Raw genomic sequence first — 19,666 nt, forward strand, 5'->3', positions numbered from 1 at the left:
GAATGAACCTCTTTTACATTCGGCATCATTACCTATCCATTGTTAGAAGCAAGTCCTTTGATGGCGAAATTTTTGCCTTTATTATACTGACATTGATATTCGTAGGACCAATGGCGCTCACCTATGCCGAGTTGGATGTTTACGCCGCTGCTTTAAATGACTTTTTCTCTCAGCCGTCAGATAACCATTATCTGTTTTTAATAAGCTATGTTTGGCTGGATTTAGCTATCAGGCTGGTTTTCAGAAGACCATTTCCAAAGCTCAAGTATTACGTATTGTGGAGAGATCAATCTAAAACGATTGCTCCTCAATATCTTTTCACTTCTCTCTTTGGCATTATGCCTTATGTGCTTTTCATCTCTATGTTGATGATGGCAACAAAAGCGTTTGAATGGTTTGGCTGGTATGGAAGTTCAGCCATCGTTCTTTGGTGGCTATCCAATCACTTTCTGTGTTTAACTGCCCAATTTGCTGGTAAAGGCATAAAAATAGGGATCGCCCTGACTGTTATTACCCTCTTGCTCGTTCAGTATTTATTGCCGACTTCAAATATTGCCTCTGCTCTGATCAATCCTGTTGTTCCAGCTTTCTTGCTTTTGCTGTTAGTATTTGTGAGTTACCGATTGGTGCTGGGAAATATTGAAAATCGTGTGATAAGTGATGAGAAAAAAACAAGTGGAATACTTGATTCTCTGCCTGTTTTAAGTTTTAAAAATCCTGTTTTTCAGTTGGAGTGGGCGCTTCTGATAAGAAATAAAAGGACACGAAGCAACTTACTGCTAGGCTTAGTGAGTGTATTGTTGTTGCCGTTTTTGGTTGACTCTGATACAGAGTGGATGATTGGCACATTGGTGTTTTTTATAACCACTGGCTTTTTTATTATTCAACATGGGATGTATTCACTAGGATGGGAAGGAAGCTATTTTGATTTTTTGGTTAGTAATATTTCCCCGAAAGTCTTCATTAAAACCAGATACCTATTCTATCTGGGAACTTGCGTTATTGGTTTGATATTGGCGTCAATATCTACTTTCATTAGAGATTTAAGCTGGATAAATCTGGTTGCCATCTTTCTGTATAATGTTGGTGTGACCATCCCTCTGGTGCTTTATCGTTCTACGCTGAACGACACAAAGATTGTCCTCACAGAGAACTCTTTCATGAATTACAATGGCATGATAACCGGACCTATTTTCGTCACCAGTTTTTTAGTTACGCTGCTCCCGCTTTTTATCTATGGAATAGGGCAGCCCTTACTTGGTGAACATGCTGTTTATCTGCTGGGAGTTCTTGGTGGGGTAGGCTTAGTCTTTTTTCATCCGATCACTGATTTAATTGCCAGAAAATATCATCAAAAAAAATATCACCTTTCGCAAAGTTTTAAATCATGATCAAAATTCATAACCTTAAAAAATCCTTCGGAGGGATTCAAGCACTCGATATTGAAGAACTGGAAATACAGCCAGGAGAATGTGTAGGAGTGGTAGGAAACAATGGGGCAGGGAAGACCACTTTTTTTAAGTCTGTTCTGGATCTTTTAAAACCGGATGACGGGTATGTTTCAGTAGAAGATGTACATGTGAACATCTCCGCTGACTGGCAAAACCATTTAAATGCGTTTATTGATGAATCTTTCTTAATCGAGTTTCTAAAGCCCAAAGAGTACTTGACTTTTATTTTGAAGATGAAGAATTCCCAGTTTGATGTGGAGCAGCTGTTGGCTGATTATTCTGATTTTTCAAATAAGGATATTGAGGAGAACAAGAAATATATCCGGGATCTTTCCACAGGAACAAAAGTACGTATCGGAGTTTTATCATTGCTTGCCGGTGATCCGAAATACATCATTATGGACGAGCCATTTGCTCACCTCGATCCTACTTCACAGGCAAAGCTTCGGAAGCTAATCCGTGCTCAGAAAGAGCAAGGACGTTGCGTGATTGTCTCTAGTCACAACCTGCAAAATATAGCAGAATCGTGTGATCGGGTCATTCTCATTGAAGCGGGTCAGGTGAAGTATGATGTAGCTGTGAGCGAGGAGAACATGAAAAAGCTTGGTGCTTATTTTGATAACTAGGTGTCATTAATAGGCACTTTTTAGCCTACTCGTCGAATAGATTTTGGAAGAATATTTTGGGCGAATATTTATGATCAAATTGTACGATCATAAATCAAGAACTCATGAAAGATGTTGTAAAGTTCAGAGCCTTACTCGGGATCGCACAAGCTGATGGAGAATTTGATAGCTCTGAGAAAGAATTTATTCGTCATTTGGCTGAGCTTGAGGGCCTATCGATGGCAGAGCTCAAGGAGCTTCTCAAAAGTGCAGATAAGACCGGAAGCCTTATCAAGAATTTAGGTTTTGATGACAAAGTGGAGATTCTTGTCTACACTGTAAAACTCATGAAGATTGACGGGAAAGTGTTGCTGAGTGAAATCAAGTTCGGAGAGAAGATTGCCAAGGCCCTTGGTTTCGAAGAAAAAGTCATCGGGTTTTTATCAGGAATTCTGGAAAGCAACCCCAATGACACACCCAATCTTGGGAGTATTAATCACCGAATGAGGAAGTACATAATAGCGTAGAACCTCCTTCTAGAGTTTCTCTTTCAGATATTGAGCGGTGTAATTATCCTTGAGTTTGATCATTTCCTCAGGCGTGCCAGCAAAACACACATTACCACCTTCTTCTCCTCCTTCTGGCCCAAGGTCAATGATCCAGTCAGCATTTTTAATCACTTCGGTATTATGCTCGATAATTACCACGGAATTACCTCCATCTACCAATGCATTGATGGCATCCAATAATTTTTTGATGTCGTGAAAATGGAGGCCTGTTGTTGGCTCATCAAAAATGAAAAGGATGTGATCCGTGTTGTTGGTCTTGCTTCCTTTTGATAGGAAGGAGGCCAGTTTTACACGTTGCGCTTCTCCACCACTGAGTGAGTTTGATCCTTGCCCGAGTTTCACATAGCCAAGACCCACATCAAAAAGGGGCTGCAGCTTGTTAGTGATTGCATTGTTTCCTTCGAAGAACTCCAACGCCTGCTGCACGGAAAGGTCAAGTACATCCGCTATGTTTTTGTCGTTGTATTTGACTTCCAGAATTTCTTTTTTGAAACGCTTACCGCCACAGTTTTCACAAGTTAAGTGGAGGTCAGCCATGAACTGCATCTCGATTTTTACCGTGCCTTCTCCTTCACATACTTCGCATCGTCCTCCATCTACGTTGAAAGAGAAATGGGCAGGTTTGAAATTGTTGGTTTTCGAAAGTGGCTGCTCAGAGAACAGCTGACGGATCGCATCGTATGCTTTGACATAGGTTACCGGGTTGGATCTGGAGCTTTTTCCAATCGGATTTTGATCTATAAACTCGACCTGGGTGATTTTCTTGTAGTTACCTGTCAGGTTAGTGAATTTCCCTGATGATTCTCCGATCAATCCAAGCTGCTTTCCAATTGCCGGGTGAATAATTTTTCGAACCAAAGTAGACTTGCCCGAACCACTTACACCCGTAACAACTGTCAGTACCCCAAGCGGTATTTCTACATCAATATTCTTTAGGTTATTTTCTCTGGCGCCCTCTATTTGTACCGAAGATCTCCATGGTCTTCTTCGTTCCGGGACCGGAATGGTTTCCTTTCCTTGTAAGTATTTTGAGGTGTAAGAATTGGTCTCACCATTCATCTCGGAAGTCTTCCCCTGGAACACCAGCTCTCCGCCGTAGATACCTGCATCCGGACCAATGTCTATGATCTGATCAGCAGCTTCCATCACTTTTTCTTCATGCTCTACAACGATGACCGTATTTCCTACATCACGAAGAGTTTTCAGCACATCGATCAAACGATCCGTATCCCGAGGGTGCAACCCAATACTTGGTTCATCCAAAATGTACATAGACCCGACCAATGCACTGCCGAGTGAAGTGGCCAATTTGATTCTCTGGAACTCGCCACCGGAAAGCGAACTGGTCAGCCGATTGAGAGTAAGATATCCGAGCCCGACCTGATCCAGATAGGAAAGTCGATTTTTGATTTCATCAAGAATTCGTTTAGCCACTTTTTCATCGTGTTTGCTCAGTTTAATGGAGTCAAAAAATGGGCGTAATTTTTTTACGGGCATCAAGACCAAATCAGTAATGGAATGATTATCAATCTTAACATAGCTTGCGTCTTTGCGAAGCTTGGTTCCTCTACAATCCGGGCAAGTAGTTTTCCCTCTGTAGCGAGAAAGCATCACCCGGTATTGGATCTTGTGAAGCTTTGATTCTAAATGAGCAAAAAACTTATTCAGTCCATCAAAATATTCATTGCCGGTCCAGAGGAGGTCGTACTGTTCTTGTGTAAGTTCGGCAATAGGCCGGTGAATCGGGAAGTCAAAACGTATTCCATCTCTCAATAATGGCTCTGCCCATTTTTTCATGGTTTCACCTTTCCACGGAGCGATGGCCCCCTCATATACCGAAAGGTTTCTATCCGGAATTACCAGATCAGGATCTATGCCAAGCACTCTGCCAAAACCTTCGCATTTTCTGCAAGCACCATACGGATTATTGAAGCTGAAAAAATTGACGGAAGGCTCTTCGAATAGTATTCCATCCAGTTCAAACCGATCTGAAAATGCTTTTTTCCCCTTACCAACGATCGTCACAAAACAGTCTCCTTCTCCTTCGAAAAAGGCTGTTTGTACTGAATCTGCTAAACGAAACTGGGTGGCTTCATCGTTTTGCACCACCGCCCTGTCGATGAGAATTTCAACGGCTTTCTTTGGTTTCTCTTTGTTCTTGAGCACATCCTCTATGAAGGCCACCTCATCACCGATCATGATTCGGGTATAGCCCTTACTCATCAGGATTTCAAGTTCTTTTGTTAGTGACCGTTTCTCCTTTTGTTTTAAAGGAGTGGTGACCATCAGCTTCGATCCTTCATCGTGCGAAAGCATGTAATCTACTACATCGGTGACCGTATCTTTTTTTACTTCCTTGCCTGAAACCGGGGAAATGGTTTTGCCAATTCTCGCAAAGAGCAACTTGAGGTAATCGTAGATTTCTGTGGTTGTGCCAACGGTGGATCGTGGATTTCTTGATGAAACCTTTTGTTCAATGGCAATGGCCGGAGCTACGCCTTTGATATAATCAACTTCCGGCTTCTCCATCCGACCAAGAAACTGACGGGCGTAGGAGCTTAAACTTTCTACATATTTCCTTTGTCCTTCAGCAAAAAGGGTATCAAATGCAAGTGATGACTTTCCGGAACCGGATAATCCCGTAATCACCACAAGCTGATCTCGGGGGATGGCAACATCCAGATTTTTGAGGTTATTCACCCGAGCTCCTTTAATCAGGATGTATTCTTTGGGATCTAAATTGTCGATTTTTCCAACCATTTTAGGGGTACGCCTGTCTATGAAACACTAACAAAGAAATTCGGTTCGAGTCGCGCAAAAATAAGGTGCAGACTTTTCTGAGTTGTTGAATTTTTATATTCTTGTCCGCTAAAATTATTTCAAACCTTAAACCCCACAATATGATATAGACCTCTACGTTAACAAACAGGTGAATTACATGAATAAGACAAGTTTGAATGATAGCGATTTGCTATCCCGCTACATTGGCGGAAACGAAGAGGCATTTGAGGAACTCCTCAATCGTCATAAAGATCGGGTTTTTACCACCATTTATTTAATTGTAAAAGACAGGTACACTGCTGAGGATCTCTTGCAAGAGGTTTTCATTAAGGCTATTCGTACCATCAAATCCGGCAGGTATAATGAGGAAGGAAAATTCTTACCATGGATTTTGAGAATTGCCCATAACCTGTCTATAGACCACTTTAGAAAAGCGAAGCGCTATCCGATGATCGTGATGGAGGACGGAAGCAGCGTGTTTAATACGCTTGATTTTTCTGAGTCGTCAATTGAAGAAGAACATATCAAACAAGATACCTACAACCTTCTGAAAGCCTACATCAAAGATTTACCGGACTCACAGCGTGAGGTGTTGGTTATGCGACACTACATGAAGATGAGTTTTCAGGAAATTGCTGATGCAACAGATGTAAGTATCAATACGGCGCTAGGAAGGATGAGGTATGCTTTGATAAACTTGAGAAAAAAGTTTGAGCAAACCCAAAACGCGTATGACAAAAACCTTTACAGAAGATGATTTAGTAAGATTTCTATACGACGAGGTAAATGAGGACGAGCGATTAGAAATGAAGGAATCGCTGTGTGCTGACATGGAACTCCGAGCAAGACTGGACGAACTGGAAGAAGCAAAATCTGCATTAGATGCTGTTACATTTAAAGCACCTAATGATGTTGTTTCCAGAATTCTTTACGCTTCGAAGAATTTACAATCTGCGTAAGCATTTCGTGATGTAGAAATTGAAAGGTGAGGCGATCAAGTTGATTGCCCCACCCCTAATTTTTTATTGCCCTCCCGTACGATTCAATTCATCCAAATTGATGTTTCGATTGCGAGACTGGAATTTCTGCCCTTTGCTAAAGCGATATGAAAGGGAGAACACAACTGTACGGCTGTTGAAATACTGATCAAATGAATTGACATTTGGTGCGATATCTGCGGACCCGACAACCAGTTGGGTTTTGAAAATATCCCGTGCGTTTAAGCTTGCATCAAGCTTTCCTTTGAAAAGAGACTTCTTGATCCCCAAATCCAGACCCCAGTTTGCATCGAGGTGATATAACCCATACACGATAGCGGAACGGTAATTAAATGTCACCTCGCCTCGTGTGTTTTTGCCAAGCTTAAGTGTATTTCCGGATCGGAAATTCCATGAAGTCTGGCTGTTCCTGATTTCATCCAACCCTACGAAGGTTGTGAAGTTCTGGTGCCAGGCAGAAAGGTTATTATTCATGGTCCACCAGTCGGTAAATTGGAATGGTAAAACCAGATTAGCGCTGACGGTATACGAGTCATCTACATTGGACTGAATGAATGCGGTGGTTAGGTTTTCCACATCCTGAAAAGGTACTTCTGTGATAAATTGCTTCGTTTGGGAAAATCCCAGAATCAAATTATATCGTCGTTTGAAGGTTTGAGTGAACTGAACCGAATGCGTGTACTGTGGAAGCAGTAATGGATTGCCTTGTGCCCATGTGTAGGGATCCAAATAGAAAATGAAAGGATTAAGGTTTCGATACTGTGGTCGATCAATTCTTCTACTGTAATTCAGGTTGATCATATAGTTTTCCGAAAGAGACCTTTGTAAGAATAAACTAGGAAAAAGATTAAAGTAATCTCTTACGGTAACAGAATCAATCGTGATCGACTCACCATCAGATTTTGTATGCTCTCCTCGTAGGCCGGCTTTCACGGTCCATTTTCCTAGTTGAGTTCCATAACTCACATATCCTGCCGATATCCTTTCTTCATAGATGAAATGGTTGGATCGTGTATTGTCTAATGTTCGGTCATTGCCTTCAACCATATAAAATTGCAGATCATTATCTGAGGTCACGCTACTTGCTTTTATTCCTGTCTCAATCTTGCCCTTTCCAAGTGGAATCTCAAAATCTAACTGACCGGAAATGATGTCATACGAAGTTGGGTTCACTGTTTCCAGAAGTTCAGATCTGGTTTGGTTTTCATTGTTATCAAAATACCTGTTTGTGAAAGTGGCCCCTCCATCATTCGAAACGCCAATCACATTAAAGTCAGCTGTCATTTTTGTTCCTACTGAATCAAACTGTAGTGAATAGTGAAGGTTGGCCGACTTGTTTTCCACATTGAATGCCGTGAGGTTTCTCGCCGTTACGAGTGGGTCTTCATTTGTATCTCCTGCAAAAAAGGATCTGGTAAAAAAATCTATGTCACCTTCAAACCTTGAGTATCCAATTTGTGCACCAATAGACTGTCTCTCGGAGAAGTCATAATCAGTTCCGACACGTATAGATGGGCTTTCGAATATTCTGTTTTCTTCACCTCTCTGATCAAACGAGCTGGATTGCGCCCCGTTAAACTCGCGGTACATCGTGTTTTCTCTTCCGCCCGGATTTCGCATATAGTTTCCAGTCACAAATGAATTCCAGTCTCCGGTTTTCATATTGAGCTGGAGGCCTCCGTTGTAACCCTGCTCACCATTGTTTCTGGTTCCGGCATTTACCGATCCGTTAATTCCACGCATTGTATTTTTCTTCAATCGGATGTCTATGATACCGGCTTGTCCCTCTGCATCATATTTGGCTGATGGGTTGGCGATGATTTCTATTTGTTTGATGTTATCAGCAGACATCCCCTGAAGAAGGTTTCGGAGCTCCTGAGCTGAAAGGTAAGATGGTCTTCCATCCACCATGATACGCACATTGTTTCTTCCATTCAGCTGAATATTTCCATCCTGATCCACAAAAACACCCGGTGATTTTTCCAGCACTTCATATGCAGTTGAACCGGAAGCCATAGCCGTGCCCTCAACAGAAACGACCATTTTGTCTGCTTCCATGACCACTTGAGGCCGGAGCGCAGTGACAGCTACTTCGTCCAATAGCTCAGCGTCTTCCTGAACGACAATGTCATTCATTTCCACTTGAGGCTGAGATTCGCTTAAATCGAAAGGGGATGACTGGTAGGTCTGAAATCCGATAGAAGAAACAACCAGTGTCGCATTTTGTGCATAAGGAGCTGAAATTTGAAACGCTCCATTTTCATCGGTTACTGCTCCATTGATTGGGATAGAATCGGAGTTCATTAAAACCACGGTTGCAAACTGCAGTGGATTTCCTGATTGTTCTTTGGCCACTCCCGATACGGTGGCCGACTGGTCGCTTTGAGCATAAGCCGATCCCAGGCATAGTAATAGTATGAAAGGAAGCCATCGCTTCCCTGTAGTGATTAGTCGCATTTTATTTTGAGTTTGGTTTTGAAAGGAATAAACGGCCAACAGATAAAATGAATCTGTATTTTGGATAAATGGTTGTTTTTATGGGCTGCCTGGAGTTAAGATTTACGCAAGCTTTTACAAACGGTCAAAATCTGATGTAAATTGGGGAGCCTTTGAAAATCGGACACTTTATACCATGAATAAAAAAGAACGGTTCGAAGCTTTCGTATCTCATTTTTCTCTGAATTTTCCTGAGCCGGAAACAGAGCTCAAGTACCGAAATCCATTCGAGCTTTTAGTGGCTGTGGTGCTTAGCGCACAGTGTACCGATGAGCGAATCAACAAAGTGACACCTGCTTTGTTCAAGGATTTTCCAACACCTGAACACATGGCCGCCAGCCATTTTGATGAGTTGTTTCCGTATATACGTAGTGTATCCTATCCCAATAATAAGACCAAGCACCTTTTATCTCTGAGTAAAAGACTGGTTGAAGAATTCAATTCAGAAATTCCGACGACCATCAAGGAGCTAACTTCACTTCAAGGGGTGGGTAGAAAAACAGCGAATGTGATTGTATCTGTGCTCTATAATCAACCGGCCATGGCTGTTGATACCCATGTGTTTCGTGTATCGAAAAGGCTAGGTCTGGTTACTCAAACGGCTAAGACTCCATTGGAGGTAGAGAAGCAACTTGTAAGACATATCCCGGAAGAATATGTTTCAAGAGCGCACCATTGGTTGATTTTGCATGGTCGATATACGTGCCTGGCCAGGAGGCCAATGTGTGAGAAATGTGAGATCACGCATTTTTGCAAATACTTTGAGAGGAACGGGATATAAAATCTTCATTTTCATACTTGTCACCGATGAGTAGATTGTTTTCTTCGAAAGAGGAATTGATTTTAATCCGGAAGGATGCATATTTAAGGCACGGATGAAAATTCTATACGTCCATCAGTATTTCAAAACTCCTGAAGAAGGGGGATCCATCAGGTCTTATTATCTAGCGAAAGGATTGGTAGATGCAGGTCATGAAGTGACCATGATTACGGCTCACAATGCGGCCTATGAGGTGAAGAAGGTCGATGGAATTGAGGTTCACTACCTACCCGTGGTGTATGACAATAGCTTCGGGTTCATTCAACGACTTTGGGCATTCTTTCTTTTCGTGAGATTTGCCAAAAAGGAAGCTAAAAAGCTGTCAAAGCATGATCTGGCTTACGTAATGACGACCCCACTAACCACAGGGTTTATAGCAACCTACCTAAAGAATGAACTAGACCTTCCTTATTATTTTGAAGTGGGGGATTTGTGGCCGGAAGCACCAATTCAAATGGGAGTCATCAAGAACAAGTGGCTTAAAAAATGGCTGTATTCACTGGAGAAGAAATTCTACTTCGAGGCGGATAAGGTAATCGCTCTTTCACCAGCCATTAGAAATTACATTGAAAAGGTAAGTCCACATACAAAAGTGTATGTGATTCCGAATATGGCAGATTGCTCCTTTTTTGATGCCGCTTATAGCATTGGTGTTTTCAGTGACAACAACCGGTTTCAGATTACTTATTGCGGTGCACTTGGAAAAGCCAATCACCTGGAATATCTGATTGATGCCGCAAGACAGTGTAAAGAAGAAAGCCTGCCTGTCCACTTCAATATCATCGGGTATGGTTCTGAACTCAAACGATTGAAGTCATTAGCCAAACGACTTAAGAATGTTTCATTCTATCCGCATTCCAGTAAGCATTGTGTGAAGAACCTTCTCGATAAAAGTGATGCTGTCTATGTATCCTTCAAGGATGTGAAAGTGCTGGGTACTGGAAGTCCTAACAAACTTTTTGATTCTCTGGCTTCCGGGAAGCTCACTATCATCAATTTTGAAGGGTGGATCAAAAATCTGATTAGTAAAAACAGATGCGGCTTTCATCATGACCCTCATTCCGAGACAGTATTTGTAAGGAAGCTAAAAGTATTTTTAGCCTCTCCTGAACTGCTTGCTAAATATCAACGTAACGGGAGAAAGCTTGCTGAGCTTTACTACGATAAAGACATACAGATCACCAAGCTTTTAAAAATCCTCAACAATGAATACAAGTTTGAGGTGACGGATTCTGAGGTGTATATTTTGACGGCTTAGAGCGAAAACATCCCCCTGCCACCTCGCATTTCCATCTCACCCCCCCGAATCGTCGGACCGCTTCAAAGGGGGATTAACCCGGCTTGTATTTAGATTCTGTAAAAATTTTATTGAAGTCCGTTTCTGACATGATATCCTGAACAGAAGCACCGGTTCTTTCGGCGTAAGCTTCTACGATCTCCCAGCCAACCCACCTGCCGATTCTGCCCGGACATTTATCTCCGATTTCATAAACGTTTGGTCGTTCGCCCAGAAAGCGTTGCTTCATGGTATGATCTGTCTCAAACAACCACTCGTTTTGCACAAAATTGGCCCAGATAATGGCATCATTCTCATAGATGTCTTCCCACTCTTCTTTGGAGTAGCCAATCAAAATATTGCCGGGGGTACAGGGTAGAATTTTTCCGAGGAGGTAGTAGGATTTTCCGTAATCAATCATTTCTGCCAGCATTGCATCCCCCTTGCTTTTCGCAATGTATTGGCTGGAGATGAACTGAAGTATGCTGGCCGCCAGATGCTCTATCGTATATCGCTGGAGGATGTAATTAGGAATTTGCTGTGGCTTGTAAGTGGCATTGGGACCAACAAAAAAATCCATTCCAATCATGATGTGTTCATTGGAAATGAAAAGGTCGTTGTATAATCCTGTCACACATGTCTGAACGACGGGCGAAGGAGCGTTTGGGTAATACACTTTCAATCTCCCAAGACCATCTTCAAGTGTTTTTACCACATCATCAAAGTTTTCAAACGTGGCAACAGACTCCTGATACAGTGTATCAATCGATGGATTTTGGATCAAACCAAACATTCGATTTGCCAGAATAGAATCCGCAGGGTATTGATCGGAATGAAGAAATAGCTGAGCAAAATCCGGATTGTTTTGGAGAAATTCTTCTACTTCAGCTGAAGACTCGCTATCAAAAAGCTCTTGCTCCAATCGCTCAACCCTAAGCACTACCGCTTCCGGCTCTACCGATTCCCTGCACGGTTGACTTGTACATGAAGCTAATAAAACAATACAAATCATTAGGTGGACTGCTCGCATACTATCTATTTTTGACGGCAAATTTAACAGGGTAAACCTGTTTCATTCATTGAGGTCTAATTTTTGCCTTTATGGAAATAATCAAAATCAGATAACGAACATGAAGAAGTTAATATTTTCTCTTTTTATCCTCGCATCTCTTGGTTCCATGGCTCAAATCAAACTGGGTCTGAAGCTAGCACCCGTGGTTGCTGCCAACCGTGCTAAAAATGATGCGCAAACAGTAGAAAATGACGGTTCGAAGATGAAGTTCTCTGTCGGCTTAATTGCAGATAAGACTTTGTCCGACACCTATTTTTTAAGTTCAGGTTTGATTTATCTTCCGAAGCGTGTGGCGTTCAGGGATGCATCAGGTACCATTGAAGAAGAGTACAAGCTTCAATATTTGCAGATTCCTGCCACACTCAAGCTTTTCACCAATGAAATTGCTCCCGACCTCAAAGGGTTTCTTCAGGTTGGATCAGCGCTGGAGATTTTGGTTTTCAATGAGGAAGAAGACCCATCTTATACCACAGTTGAAAAATTTACACCAATTGATATCCCTGTTATTCTGGGTGCAGGGATCGAATTCAGAGCCGGAATAAATACCACCATCTTTGGAGGCGTTTCCTATCAACGAGGGCTGGTAAATGTTGTCAATGGTGCAGCGGATGGGTTTGGTGACCTACAGCTTCGCAATACCGTTTTATCTATTGATTTAGGTGTGAAGTTCTAAATAGTGGAATGGCAACATGAGTTATCCAGGTTGATAATATTGGCTTTTGGTCTATTTATCATCTTTGTCGGGATACTTATGTTTAGGGCTCCAAACAAAGCGATTTCGATTCTTAAAAAGGCTGCCAGCAACAACCTGATAAACTATGCAGAAATTACTCTAAGGCTTATTCCTGCCATCTCTTTGGTTGTGTATGCGGACTTCTCGAGGTACCCGATTTATTTCACCGTTTTTGGTTATTTCATGATCGCAACCTCATGCGTACTTTATCTTGTACCAAGACGTGTACATCATCAGTATGCCTTGTGGTGCGCAGGATTTCTCACACCATTAAGAGTCAGGCTCACGGCACCATTTAGCTTTTTATTGGGTGGGCTATTGATCTATGCGGTTATATAGCTGCCATTAATCGTAAACATACTTCCATTCGCCATTTTCATCTCGCTTCCAGACTGTATGGAAAATGCCGGATGCATTAATCGTGGTACTGTCTGGTGCAATGGCACTGAAGGTATATTTTCCGTAGGTATATGCCATGTCGCCACTGAATGAAACATCGATAAAATCAGGCTTCCACTGCAAGGAGACATTTTTGAGCGTCTGATTATCGAAGTAGTTTGCAATCGCCTCTTTCCCGGCGATAATTGAGTCTCGGCGATTTAGCACTGCGTTTTCATGGGCAAAGGTTAAGAATGCTTCTTTGACACCATGCTCAGCAGCATAATTATTAAAAGCTTTTTCTGCCTGTGCGATTTCCTCTTTGAGGCTCTCAGGATCTTGTTTTTGATTGGTTGTGCAGCTCTGAATGATTACGATCAGAGCTGAAAGGAATATGTGGGATGCTTTCATGATCCATTAACAATCAAAAGCTTTTTATCCCTATTAGTATTTGACAAGACTGATCAGTCTTTCCTCCAGCCGCTCATTGGGTAGAAAATTCTTCTCCAGGTCCGCCGCAAATGGAACAGGAGTATCCAGGCTGCCCTCTCTCATCACCGGTGCATCCAGGTACTCAAAACAATGTTCGGATATCCATGCCGCTATTTCTCCTCCAATGCCCCCGGTGAGACAATCCTCATGCAGTACCATAACCCTTCCTGTTTTTCTGACCGATGCAGCTACAGTTTCCTTATCCCACGGAAGCAACGTTCTGAGATCAACGACCTCCAGCGAATGTTTGGCCTGTTTTGCATATTGCATGGCCCAATGAACGCCCATGCCATAAGTGACAATCGTTAGATCATCACCTTCATGACAAACGACTGCCTTCCCGACTTCAGTCGTATAGTATGCATCAGGCACATCCTCTGTCAATGAGCGGTACAGTGCTTTGTGCTCAAAGTACATGTACGGATTTGGATCTTCTATCGCTGCAGCCAGCAAACCTTTGGCATCTACGGGATTGGAAGGATAAACAATTTTTAGCCCAGGCGTATGGAAAAACCATGCTTCATTGGACTGTGAGTGGAAAGGCCCTGCTCCAACGCCTGCTCCTGTCGGCATCCGCACCACCACATCCGCATTTTGTCCCCATCGGTAGTGAATCTTTGCCAGGTTGTTTACGATTTGGTTGAAACCTTCGGTGACAAAATCGGCGAATTGCATTTCCACGACTGCTTTCATGCCGGCAATACTTAGCCCAAGGCCTGTCCCAACAATGGCTGCTTCGCAGAGTGGCGTATTTCGAATGCGCTCTTTCCCGAACTGCTCCATGAACCCTTCGGTAATTTTAAAAACCCCACCATAGTCAGCAATGTCCTGTCCCATGAGGATAAGCTCGGGATGTTTTTCCAGCGATTGTCTTAGCCCATCTGAAATGGCGTCAACCAATCGTTTAGACGATTTTTTTCCTTTTGGAGCAATTACCTTTTGCTCAAACGGAAAATAAACATCTGCTAGTTCAGTCTCAGTGTTTGCTGAAATGGTTTCTTCAGCAAAGGCTTCTTTCACCGCATCACTAATTTCTTTTTGAATGGCTTTTCTGATTTCACCAATCTCATCGTTTGTGCAAACTTTCTCTTTGATCAGGAAGCTCTCAAACGCTTTTACAGGATCTTTTTTGGCCCACTTTGCCATCAGCTCTTTCGGAACATATTTGGTTCCTGATGCTTCTTCGTGTCCCCTCATTCTAAAGGTCTTTGCCTCGAAAATGATTGGTCGTGGATTCTTCCGAATGTCTTCTACCAGTGGCTCCAGCTCATTTAATACTTCCAAAATGGAGTTACCCTCCACACTGTAGGCTTCCATTCCGTAAGCTGGCCCTTTTACGACAAATGAGTCAAAGTTGAACTGCTCTCGGCTGGGGGTAGAGAGCCCATAGCCATTGTTTTCAATCACGAATATGACAGGCAGCTTCCAGACAGAAGCTACGTTTACTGCCTCATGAAAATCTCCTTCACTGGTTCCGCCATCTCCGGTAAAGACAAGACTTACTTTTTCTTCTTTTCTCAGCAGGTGGGACAAAGCGATACCATCAGCGATTCCCATTTGAGGCCCCAGATGTGAGATCATTCCCACGATATTGTAATCCTGTGTTCCGAAATGGAAGCTTCTATCCCGACCCTTAGTGAAGCCGTTCATTTTTCCCTGGAACTGTGAGAAAAGCCGCTGAAGCGGAACACCCCTTGAAGTGAAAACACCAAGATTTCGGTGCATGGGGAGGATGTACTCCTCTTTGTTGAGGGCTAGTGCTGCTCCTACAGAAATGGCCTCCTGTCCAATGCCGGAAAACCATTTACTGATTTTGCCCTGGCGTAGAAGGATTAGCATTTTGTCCTCGATCAATCGAGGGGTGACCAATGCCTTGTGTATGGCGAGAAGCTCTTCGTTAGTGCGATTCTTGCGATCGAATTTCATAAATTGTGTGATATGAAGTGCGAAATAAGTGCATCAGGCCCAAACCTTCAGCCCCTCAGTGCAGTTTTTACAAATTTCTATTTCTGAACGGCCGTTTAAAAGAGCATTTCGAAAGTTTTGGTACGGCATGGAATGCCAGATGTCTTCAAACGAACTTTCAGAGACATTGCCCATGCTGTGATTGGCATCCTTGTCAAAACAGCATGGAATGACCTGACCATCCCAGGTAATGACACAGGATTGCCACATCTTCCAGCACTTATTTTCCAGCTGATTTTTGATGCTGTAAGTCCCATCACCATTTGATCTGTAGCGAGAGTATTTATCAATGGTTGGAATCAGATCACTTCCGTTTTTATAGTCATAAATCTGGGCCGTTTTGAAGGCTACTTTATCCACTCCATATTCTTTTGCAAGACGCTTGATTTTTGGAATCTCATGTTCGTTTGGCCGAACGACCAGGAACTGCCAAACGACTTTTGGACTATTTGATTTCAATTTTTTTCTCCACTTTAAAACGTTCTCAGTCCCTTCCAGCACCTTGGTGAGATCGCCTTCTTTTCGATATGATTCGTAGGTTTCCTGAGAGGCACCATCGATCGAAATGATCAAACGATTCAGCCCGCTTTCCACTGTTTTCCTGGCATTCTCATCATCCAAAAAATGAGCATTGGTTGACGTGGTGGAATAAACCCTGTGTTGGCTGGCAATTTTTACCATATCCAGAAACTGAGGATTCAGATATGGCTCTCCCTGAAAATAAAAAGTAAGGTAAAGCAGGTGCTCACTGACATCTTCCATAATTTTTTCAAACAGTGAAACATCAAGCTTTCCGGTTGGTCTGGAAAAAGATCGTAAACCACTCGGGCATTCCGGACATCTCAGGTTGCATGCAGTGGTAGGCTCAATCGCCATGCTGATCGGGAGTCCGGAGATCGCGGCTTTTCCGTGCTTCATGGACTGCTGAAAGCTTCGCCAGATTTTCCATGCATTGGATATTCTTTTTGGCGTTAGCTTTGAAGCGAGTGAGATGCTATCGTGCAGATTGACAATCATTGCAAAAACAAAGTAAACACTTGAATCATGAGATTCGTATTTCTGAGCTTTCTAATTTTTCTATCCACTTTTTCCATCGCTCAAATCAGATTGTCTGAGGAGGCTGAAATCGCTGTGATTACAGTTGGCCCGTATCAGGGTGAAGTCTGGTCGGCTTTTGGGCATAGTGGCATACGGATAGTTGATCAAAAGAAGGGAATTGACTGGTTCTACAATTATGGCCTGTATGATTTCGAGCAGGAAAACTTCTTTTTGAATTTTGCACAGGGGCTTCTGAAGTATAAGGTTGGGGTAACCAAATATGATAGGGTATTTAGGTTTTATAAAAGCCAGGATCGCTTTATCAAAGAGCAATATTTGAACCTGACGCAAGAAGAAAAACAACGATTTTTTGATTTTTTACAGAACAATGTCAAGCCTGAAAACGCGGAATACCTCTACAATTATGTTTATGACAATTGTGCTACGAAAATCAGAGATGTGCCTGAAGAACTGTTTGCGGGTCGCATCAATTTTGATTTTAGTTATAAGGAGGAGGGAAAAACGATACGGGATTTAATGGATGATTACCTGGATTATCAACCGTGGGGTGATCTTGCAATTGATCTGGGTTTAGGGATGCAAATAGATAGAGAGGCAACCGCCTACGAATACATGTTCCTTCCGGATTATATCCACATGGCCTTTTCAGGGGCTACCATTTCTCGAGATAGTGCCACTGTTCCGCTAGTTAAGAAATCAGAGACAACCTTTATGCCTACTGACGTGGAAAACAGCAACGGCCTTTTTACTCCATTTAACACATTCGTGATCCTGTTTTTTGTGGTTGGGCTGATAACACATCGAAATCTCAAATCTGGAAAGCGAACTAAATGGATTGATGCGCTACTTTTTTCAGTTGTTGGCTTTGCCGGCTGGTGGGTGGTTTTTCTTTGGTTTGGTACAGAGCATTTGTCTCAAAGAAATCTGAATATTCTGTGGGCGATTCCTTTTCACCTGCCACTAATCTTCTTTGTAGGAAAAGAAAGGTTTAGAGACTTTTTCAGGAAATACTTTAAAGTATTAGCATACTGGTACTGTGGCGTACTTTTAGTTTGGGCTATTCTTCCTCAGCCGCTGCATCAGGCATTGGTGCCTTTAGTGCTTACAATGGTCCTGAGAAGTTTTTATATTGGATATGACCTTAGAAAACCCAAGGTCAAACTCCCTACAAACGGGAAAGCTTAGCTTTCAACCTTCACATCATTCCAAAAAGCCACATAATTTTCGATATTCTTGGCTAATTCCTTGGCTTCCGGATAGTACCAGGCAGCATCTTTGTTTTCTTCGCCGTTTACCACCACGGTATAGTAACTGGCCTCCCCTTTCCATGGACAGTGGGTATGGGTGTCTGTTTCTTTGAAGTATTCTTTTTTAATTGATGATGGCGGAAAATAATGATTTCCCTCCACTACCACTGTTTCATCACTTTCAGCGATTACCTCGCCATTCCATATTGCTTTCATAGTCTTTTGCTTTGATACAATAATCAAATATTCCTACGAATGGTTTGCTTTGTGGTCCACCAAATGGATATCAAATGTCGTTCCCTTGCCTTTTTCAGATGTAACACCGATACTTCCACCCATATGCTCAAGTGCGTCTTTGACCAAATACAGGCCAAGTCCTGTTCCATTCGAAGATTTATGTGCCCGATAGAACATATCGAAAATCTTAGGGAGATGTTTTTGATCTATGCCGGCTCCATTATCAGAAATGAGGAGGTTCAATCCTTTTTCGGATTTTTCAATTCTGACTCTAATTTCAGGGTTCGCACTTTCCAAGTCGTGATACTTAATCGCATTTCCAAGGATATTGGTAAGCACAGTATGTAATCTCGCATTATCAGTATGAATGCTGACATTTTCATTTGCATGAATAGAAAGTTTAGGGTGTTTAGCGTTAGGGTCGATCAATGAGTGGTATTCCTTTTCAATTTCATTTACGAGATTAACTTCGATGATACTCAGATCCATTTTTTGACCCTTTCTAAGAGTAATGATGTCACGAATGACATTGTCTGCCTGAATGAGCCGATCCTGAATGGCATTAAAAAACTCTTCTTTTTTTACCGGGTCATCCGTCGCTCGAATGACAGAAATAATTCCGGAAATAGTCGTTAGCGGAGCGCGCAAATCATGTGAGGATCTGTAGAGAAATGTGTCCAGTTCTGAATTGGCTTTTTTAAGGTTGTGCTGCTCGACCTCCAGGACACTGATAATCATACCCAGGCCCATCAGAGCCTGAAGGAAAATATCTATTGCACCTGCAAAATAAGGCACTTCAAGAAGGTAATCCGTCTGATATAATTCCAAGAGAACCTCCAGGAAGTAATTGAACTGCAAAAGGCCGTAGGATAAAAAAGAGAAAATGATGAATCGAATGCCAATTCCTGTTTGGGTCATCCTAATTAACATAATGGAGCATGTTATGAATATAGCGCCAGCCAGAAGTGATTTTATTCCTACCCGGTAAAGAATTCGATGCGTACCTGCATCAGGGTTGTCAAAGGAAAGGAGGACGAGTAGAATAGAAATTGGAATGATCAGGTAGGAGATTGTCTTGACTAGCCCACGGTTCATTTTCTGATTTTTGGAAATTTCCAACGTTCCGGAGTAAAGCCATAGGATTTGCAATAAACTGGCGGCAACTGTGATTACCGAAATAGATAACCTGAATGGATGATTCAAAGGCAACATAAAAGCATTGGCCAAAGAAATACTTGACCCCAGCATATTGACAAAAAGAGCCAACCAGCTCCATGACCAGAGAAGGTAAAAGTCGTTTCGGTATTGGCGAAAAAATTTCCTGAGGATCAGCATAATAACCAAAGCAAGCAGTGCTTGGGTCACATACTGAATAAATACTACTTTGACGGCCTCAGGGAACATGGTTGTTTTAAGTAAGAAAAACCAAAACCAGCTAATTTGGAAATTTCTATCCTGTCAATCTTTGAATGGAAAAAATTAGCCCA

General features: G+C 42.3%; 18 protein-coding genes. 10 read left to right on the forward strand and 8 right to left on the reverse strand.

Annotated features, from left to right (window positions below; all coding sequences use genetic code 11):
• Positions 1 to 2 precede the first annotated feature (2 nt).
• The 3 genes from ACOQON_RS17375 to ACOQON_RS17385 all read left to right on the forward strand — a co-directional run bounded on the left by ACOQON_RS17375 (position 3) and on the right by ACOQON_RS17385 (position 2,583).
• Positions 3 to 1,391: a DUF5687 family protein gene (locus tag ACOQON_RS17375; protein ID WP_420576696.1), complete on the forward strand. Its 1,389-nt coding sequence runs from the start codon at positions 3 to 5 to the stop codon at positions 1,389 to 1,391.
• On the forward strand, positions 1,388 to 2,077 hold the full coding sequence (locus tag ACOQON_RS17380; RefSeq protein ID WP_420576697.1) for an ABC transporter ATP-binding protein: 690 nt from the start codon (positions 1,388 to 1,390) through the stop codon (positions 2,075 to 2,077). Before ACOQON_RS17375 ends, ACOQON_RS17380 begins: the two co-directional genes overlap by 4 nt.
• A 104-nt stretch (positions 2,078 to 2,181) precedes the next feature.
• On the forward strand, positions 2,182 to 2,583 hold the full coding sequence (locus tag ACOQON_RS17385) for a TerB family tellurite resistance protein (RefSeq protein ID WP_420576698.1): 402 nt from the start codon (positions 2,182 to 2,184) through the stop codon (positions 2,581 to 2,583).
• A gap of 9 nt (positions 2,584 to 2,592) precedes the next feature.
• On the opposite strand, the gene uvrA is transcribed toward ACOQON_RS17385, so the two are convergent.
• Complete coding sequence (uvrA, locus tag ACOQON_RS17390; protein ID WP_420576699.1) at positions 2,593 to 5,385, reverse strand: excinuclease ABC subunit UvrA; 2,793 nt, start codon at positions 5,383 to 5,385, stop codon at positions 2,593 to 2,595.
• A 178-nt stretch (positions 5,386 to 5,563) separates the two neighbouring features.
• Here uvrA and ACOQON_RS17395 point away from each other — a divergent pair, with 178 nt between their 5' ends.
• Positions 5,564 to 6,163 carry an RNA polymerase sigma factor gene (locus tag ACOQON_RS17395; protein ID WP_420576700.1) on the forward strand — a complete coding sequence of 200 codons (600 nt, stop codon included), beginning with the start codon at positions 5,564 to 5,566 and terminating at the stop codon, positions 6,161 to 6,163.
• Complete coding sequence (locus ACOQON_RS17400) at positions 6,138 to 6,365, forward strand: hypothetical protein (RefSeq protein WP_420576701.1); 228 nt, start codon at positions 6,138 to 6,140, stop codon at positions 6,363 to 6,365. Before ACOQON_RS17395 ends, ACOQON_RS17400 begins: the two co-directional genes overlap by 26 nt.
• A 63-nt stretch (positions 6,366 to 6,428) precedes the next feature.
• On the opposite strand, the gene ACOQON_RS17405 is transcribed toward ACOQON_RS17400, so the two are convergent.
• Positions 6,429 to 8,861, reverse strand: a complete 2,433-nt coding sequence (locus ACOQON_RS17405) for an outer membrane beta-barrel protein (RefSeq protein WP_420576702.1) — start codon at positions 8,859 to 8,861, stop codon at positions 6,429 to 6,431.
• Between the two features lie 175 nt (positions 8,862 to 9,036).
• On the opposite strand from ACOQON_RS17405, the gene nth reads away from it, so the two are divergent.
• Both nth and ACOQON_RS17415 read left to right on the forward strand, forming a co-directional pair.
• The gene (gene nth / locus ACOQON_RS17410) at positions 9,037 to 9,681 is read left to right on the forward strand and encodes an endonuclease III (RefSeq protein ID WP_420576703.1); all 645 of its coding nucleotides are present in this window, start codon (positions 9,037 to 9,039) and stop codon (positions 9,679 to 9,681) included.
• Between the two features lie 94 nt (positions 9,682 to 9,775).
• Positions 9,776 to 10,978: a glycosyltransferase family 4 protein gene (locus tag ACOQON_RS17415; RefSeq protein WP_420576704.1), complete on the forward strand. Its 1,203-nt coding sequence runs from the start codon at positions 9,776 to 9,778 to the stop codon at positions 10,976 to 10,978.
• Between the two features lie 73 nt (positions 10,979 to 11,051).
• Here ACOQON_RS17415 and ACOQON_RS17420 read toward each other — a convergent pair whose 3' ends face one another.
• The gene (locus ACOQON_RS17420) at positions 11,052 to 12,026 is read right to left on the reverse strand and encodes a gliding motility lipoprotein GldB (RefSeq protein WP_420576705.1); all 975 of its coding nucleotides are present in this window, start codon (positions 12,024 to 12,026) and stop codon (positions 11,052 to 11,054) included.
• A gap of 100 nt (positions 12,027 to 12,126) precedes the next feature.
• Between ACOQON_RS17420 and ACOQON_RS17425 the strand changes: the two genes are divergently transcribed.
• Positions 12,127 to 12,741: a porin family protein gene (locus tag ACOQON_RS17425; RefSeq protein WP_420576706.1), complete on the forward strand. Its 615-nt coding sequence runs from the start codon at positions 12,127 to 12,129 to the stop codon at positions 12,739 to 12,741.
• Between the two features lie 3 nt (positions 12,742 to 12,744).
• Positions 12,745 to 13,140, forward strand: coding sequence for a hypothetical protein (locus ACOQON_RS17430; RefSeq protein ID WP_420576707.1), 396 nt, complete (start codon positions 12,745 to 12,747; stop codon positions 13,138 to 13,140).
• A gap of 6 nt (positions 13,141 to 13,146) precedes the next feature.
• Here the strand turns inward: ACOQON_RS17430 and ACOQON_RS17435 are convergent, their stop codons facing one another.
• From ACOQON_RS17435 to ACOQON_RS17445, 3 genes are read right to left on the reverse strand one after another with little or no spacing between them, the layout of a single operon-like run.
• On the reverse strand, positions 13,147 to 13,590 hold the full coding sequence (locus ACOQON_RS17435) for a YybH family protein (RefSeq protein WP_420576708.1): 444 nt from the start codon (positions 13,588 to 13,590) through the stop codon (positions 13,147 to 13,149).
• 33 nt (positions 13,591 to 13,623) lie between these two features.
• The gene (locus ACOQON_RS17440; protein ID WP_420576709.1) at positions 13,624 to 15,597 is read right to left on the reverse strand and encodes an alpha-ketoacid dehydrogenase subunit alpha/beta; all 1,974 of its coding nucleotides are present in this window, start codon (positions 15,595 to 15,597) and stop codon (positions 13,624 to 13,626) included.
• Positions 15,598 to 15,630: 33 nt separating this feature from the next.
• Positions 15,631 to 16,653, reverse strand: a complete 1,023-nt coding sequence (locus ACOQON_RS17445) for a radical SAM/SPASM domain-containing protein (RefSeq protein WP_420576710.1) — start codon at positions 16,651 to 16,653, stop codon at positions 15,631 to 15,633.
• 27 nt (positions 16,654 to 16,680) lie between these two features.
• Here ACOQON_RS17445 and ACOQON_RS17450 point away from each other — a divergent pair, with 27 nt between their 5' ends.
• Positions 16,681 to 17,880 carry a DUF4105 domain-containing protein gene (locus tag ACOQON_RS17450; RefSeq protein WP_420576711.1) on the forward strand — a complete coding sequence of 400 codons (1,200 nt, stop codon included), beginning with the start codon at positions 16,681 to 16,683 and terminating at the stop codon, positions 17,878 to 17,880.
• On the opposite strand, the gene ACOQON_RS17455 is transcribed toward ACOQON_RS17450, so the two are convergent.
• Positions 17,877 to 18,158 (reverse strand): DUF427 domain-containing protein, encoded by a 282-nt coding sequence (locus ACOQON_RS17455; protein ID WP_420576712.1) that lies wholly within the window; start codon positions 18,156 to 18,158, stop codon positions 17,877 to 17,879. The two genes, ACOQON_RS17450 and ACOQON_RS17455, sit on opposite strands and share 4 nt — an antisense overlap.
• Before the next feature lie 33 nt (positions 18,159 to 18,191).
• A complete protein-coding gene (locus ACOQON_RS17460) occupies positions 18,192 to 19,583 on the reverse strand; it encodes a sensor histidine kinase (RefSeq protein ID WP_420576713.1) in 1,392 nt (463 codons plus the stop codon).
• Positions 19,584 to 19,666: the final 83 nt, after the last annotated feature.

Source organism: Ekhidna sp., from assembly GCF_965221965.1.
Taxonomy (GTDB): Bacteria; Bacteroidota; Bacteroidia; order Cytophagales; family Cyclobacteriaceae; genus Ekhidna.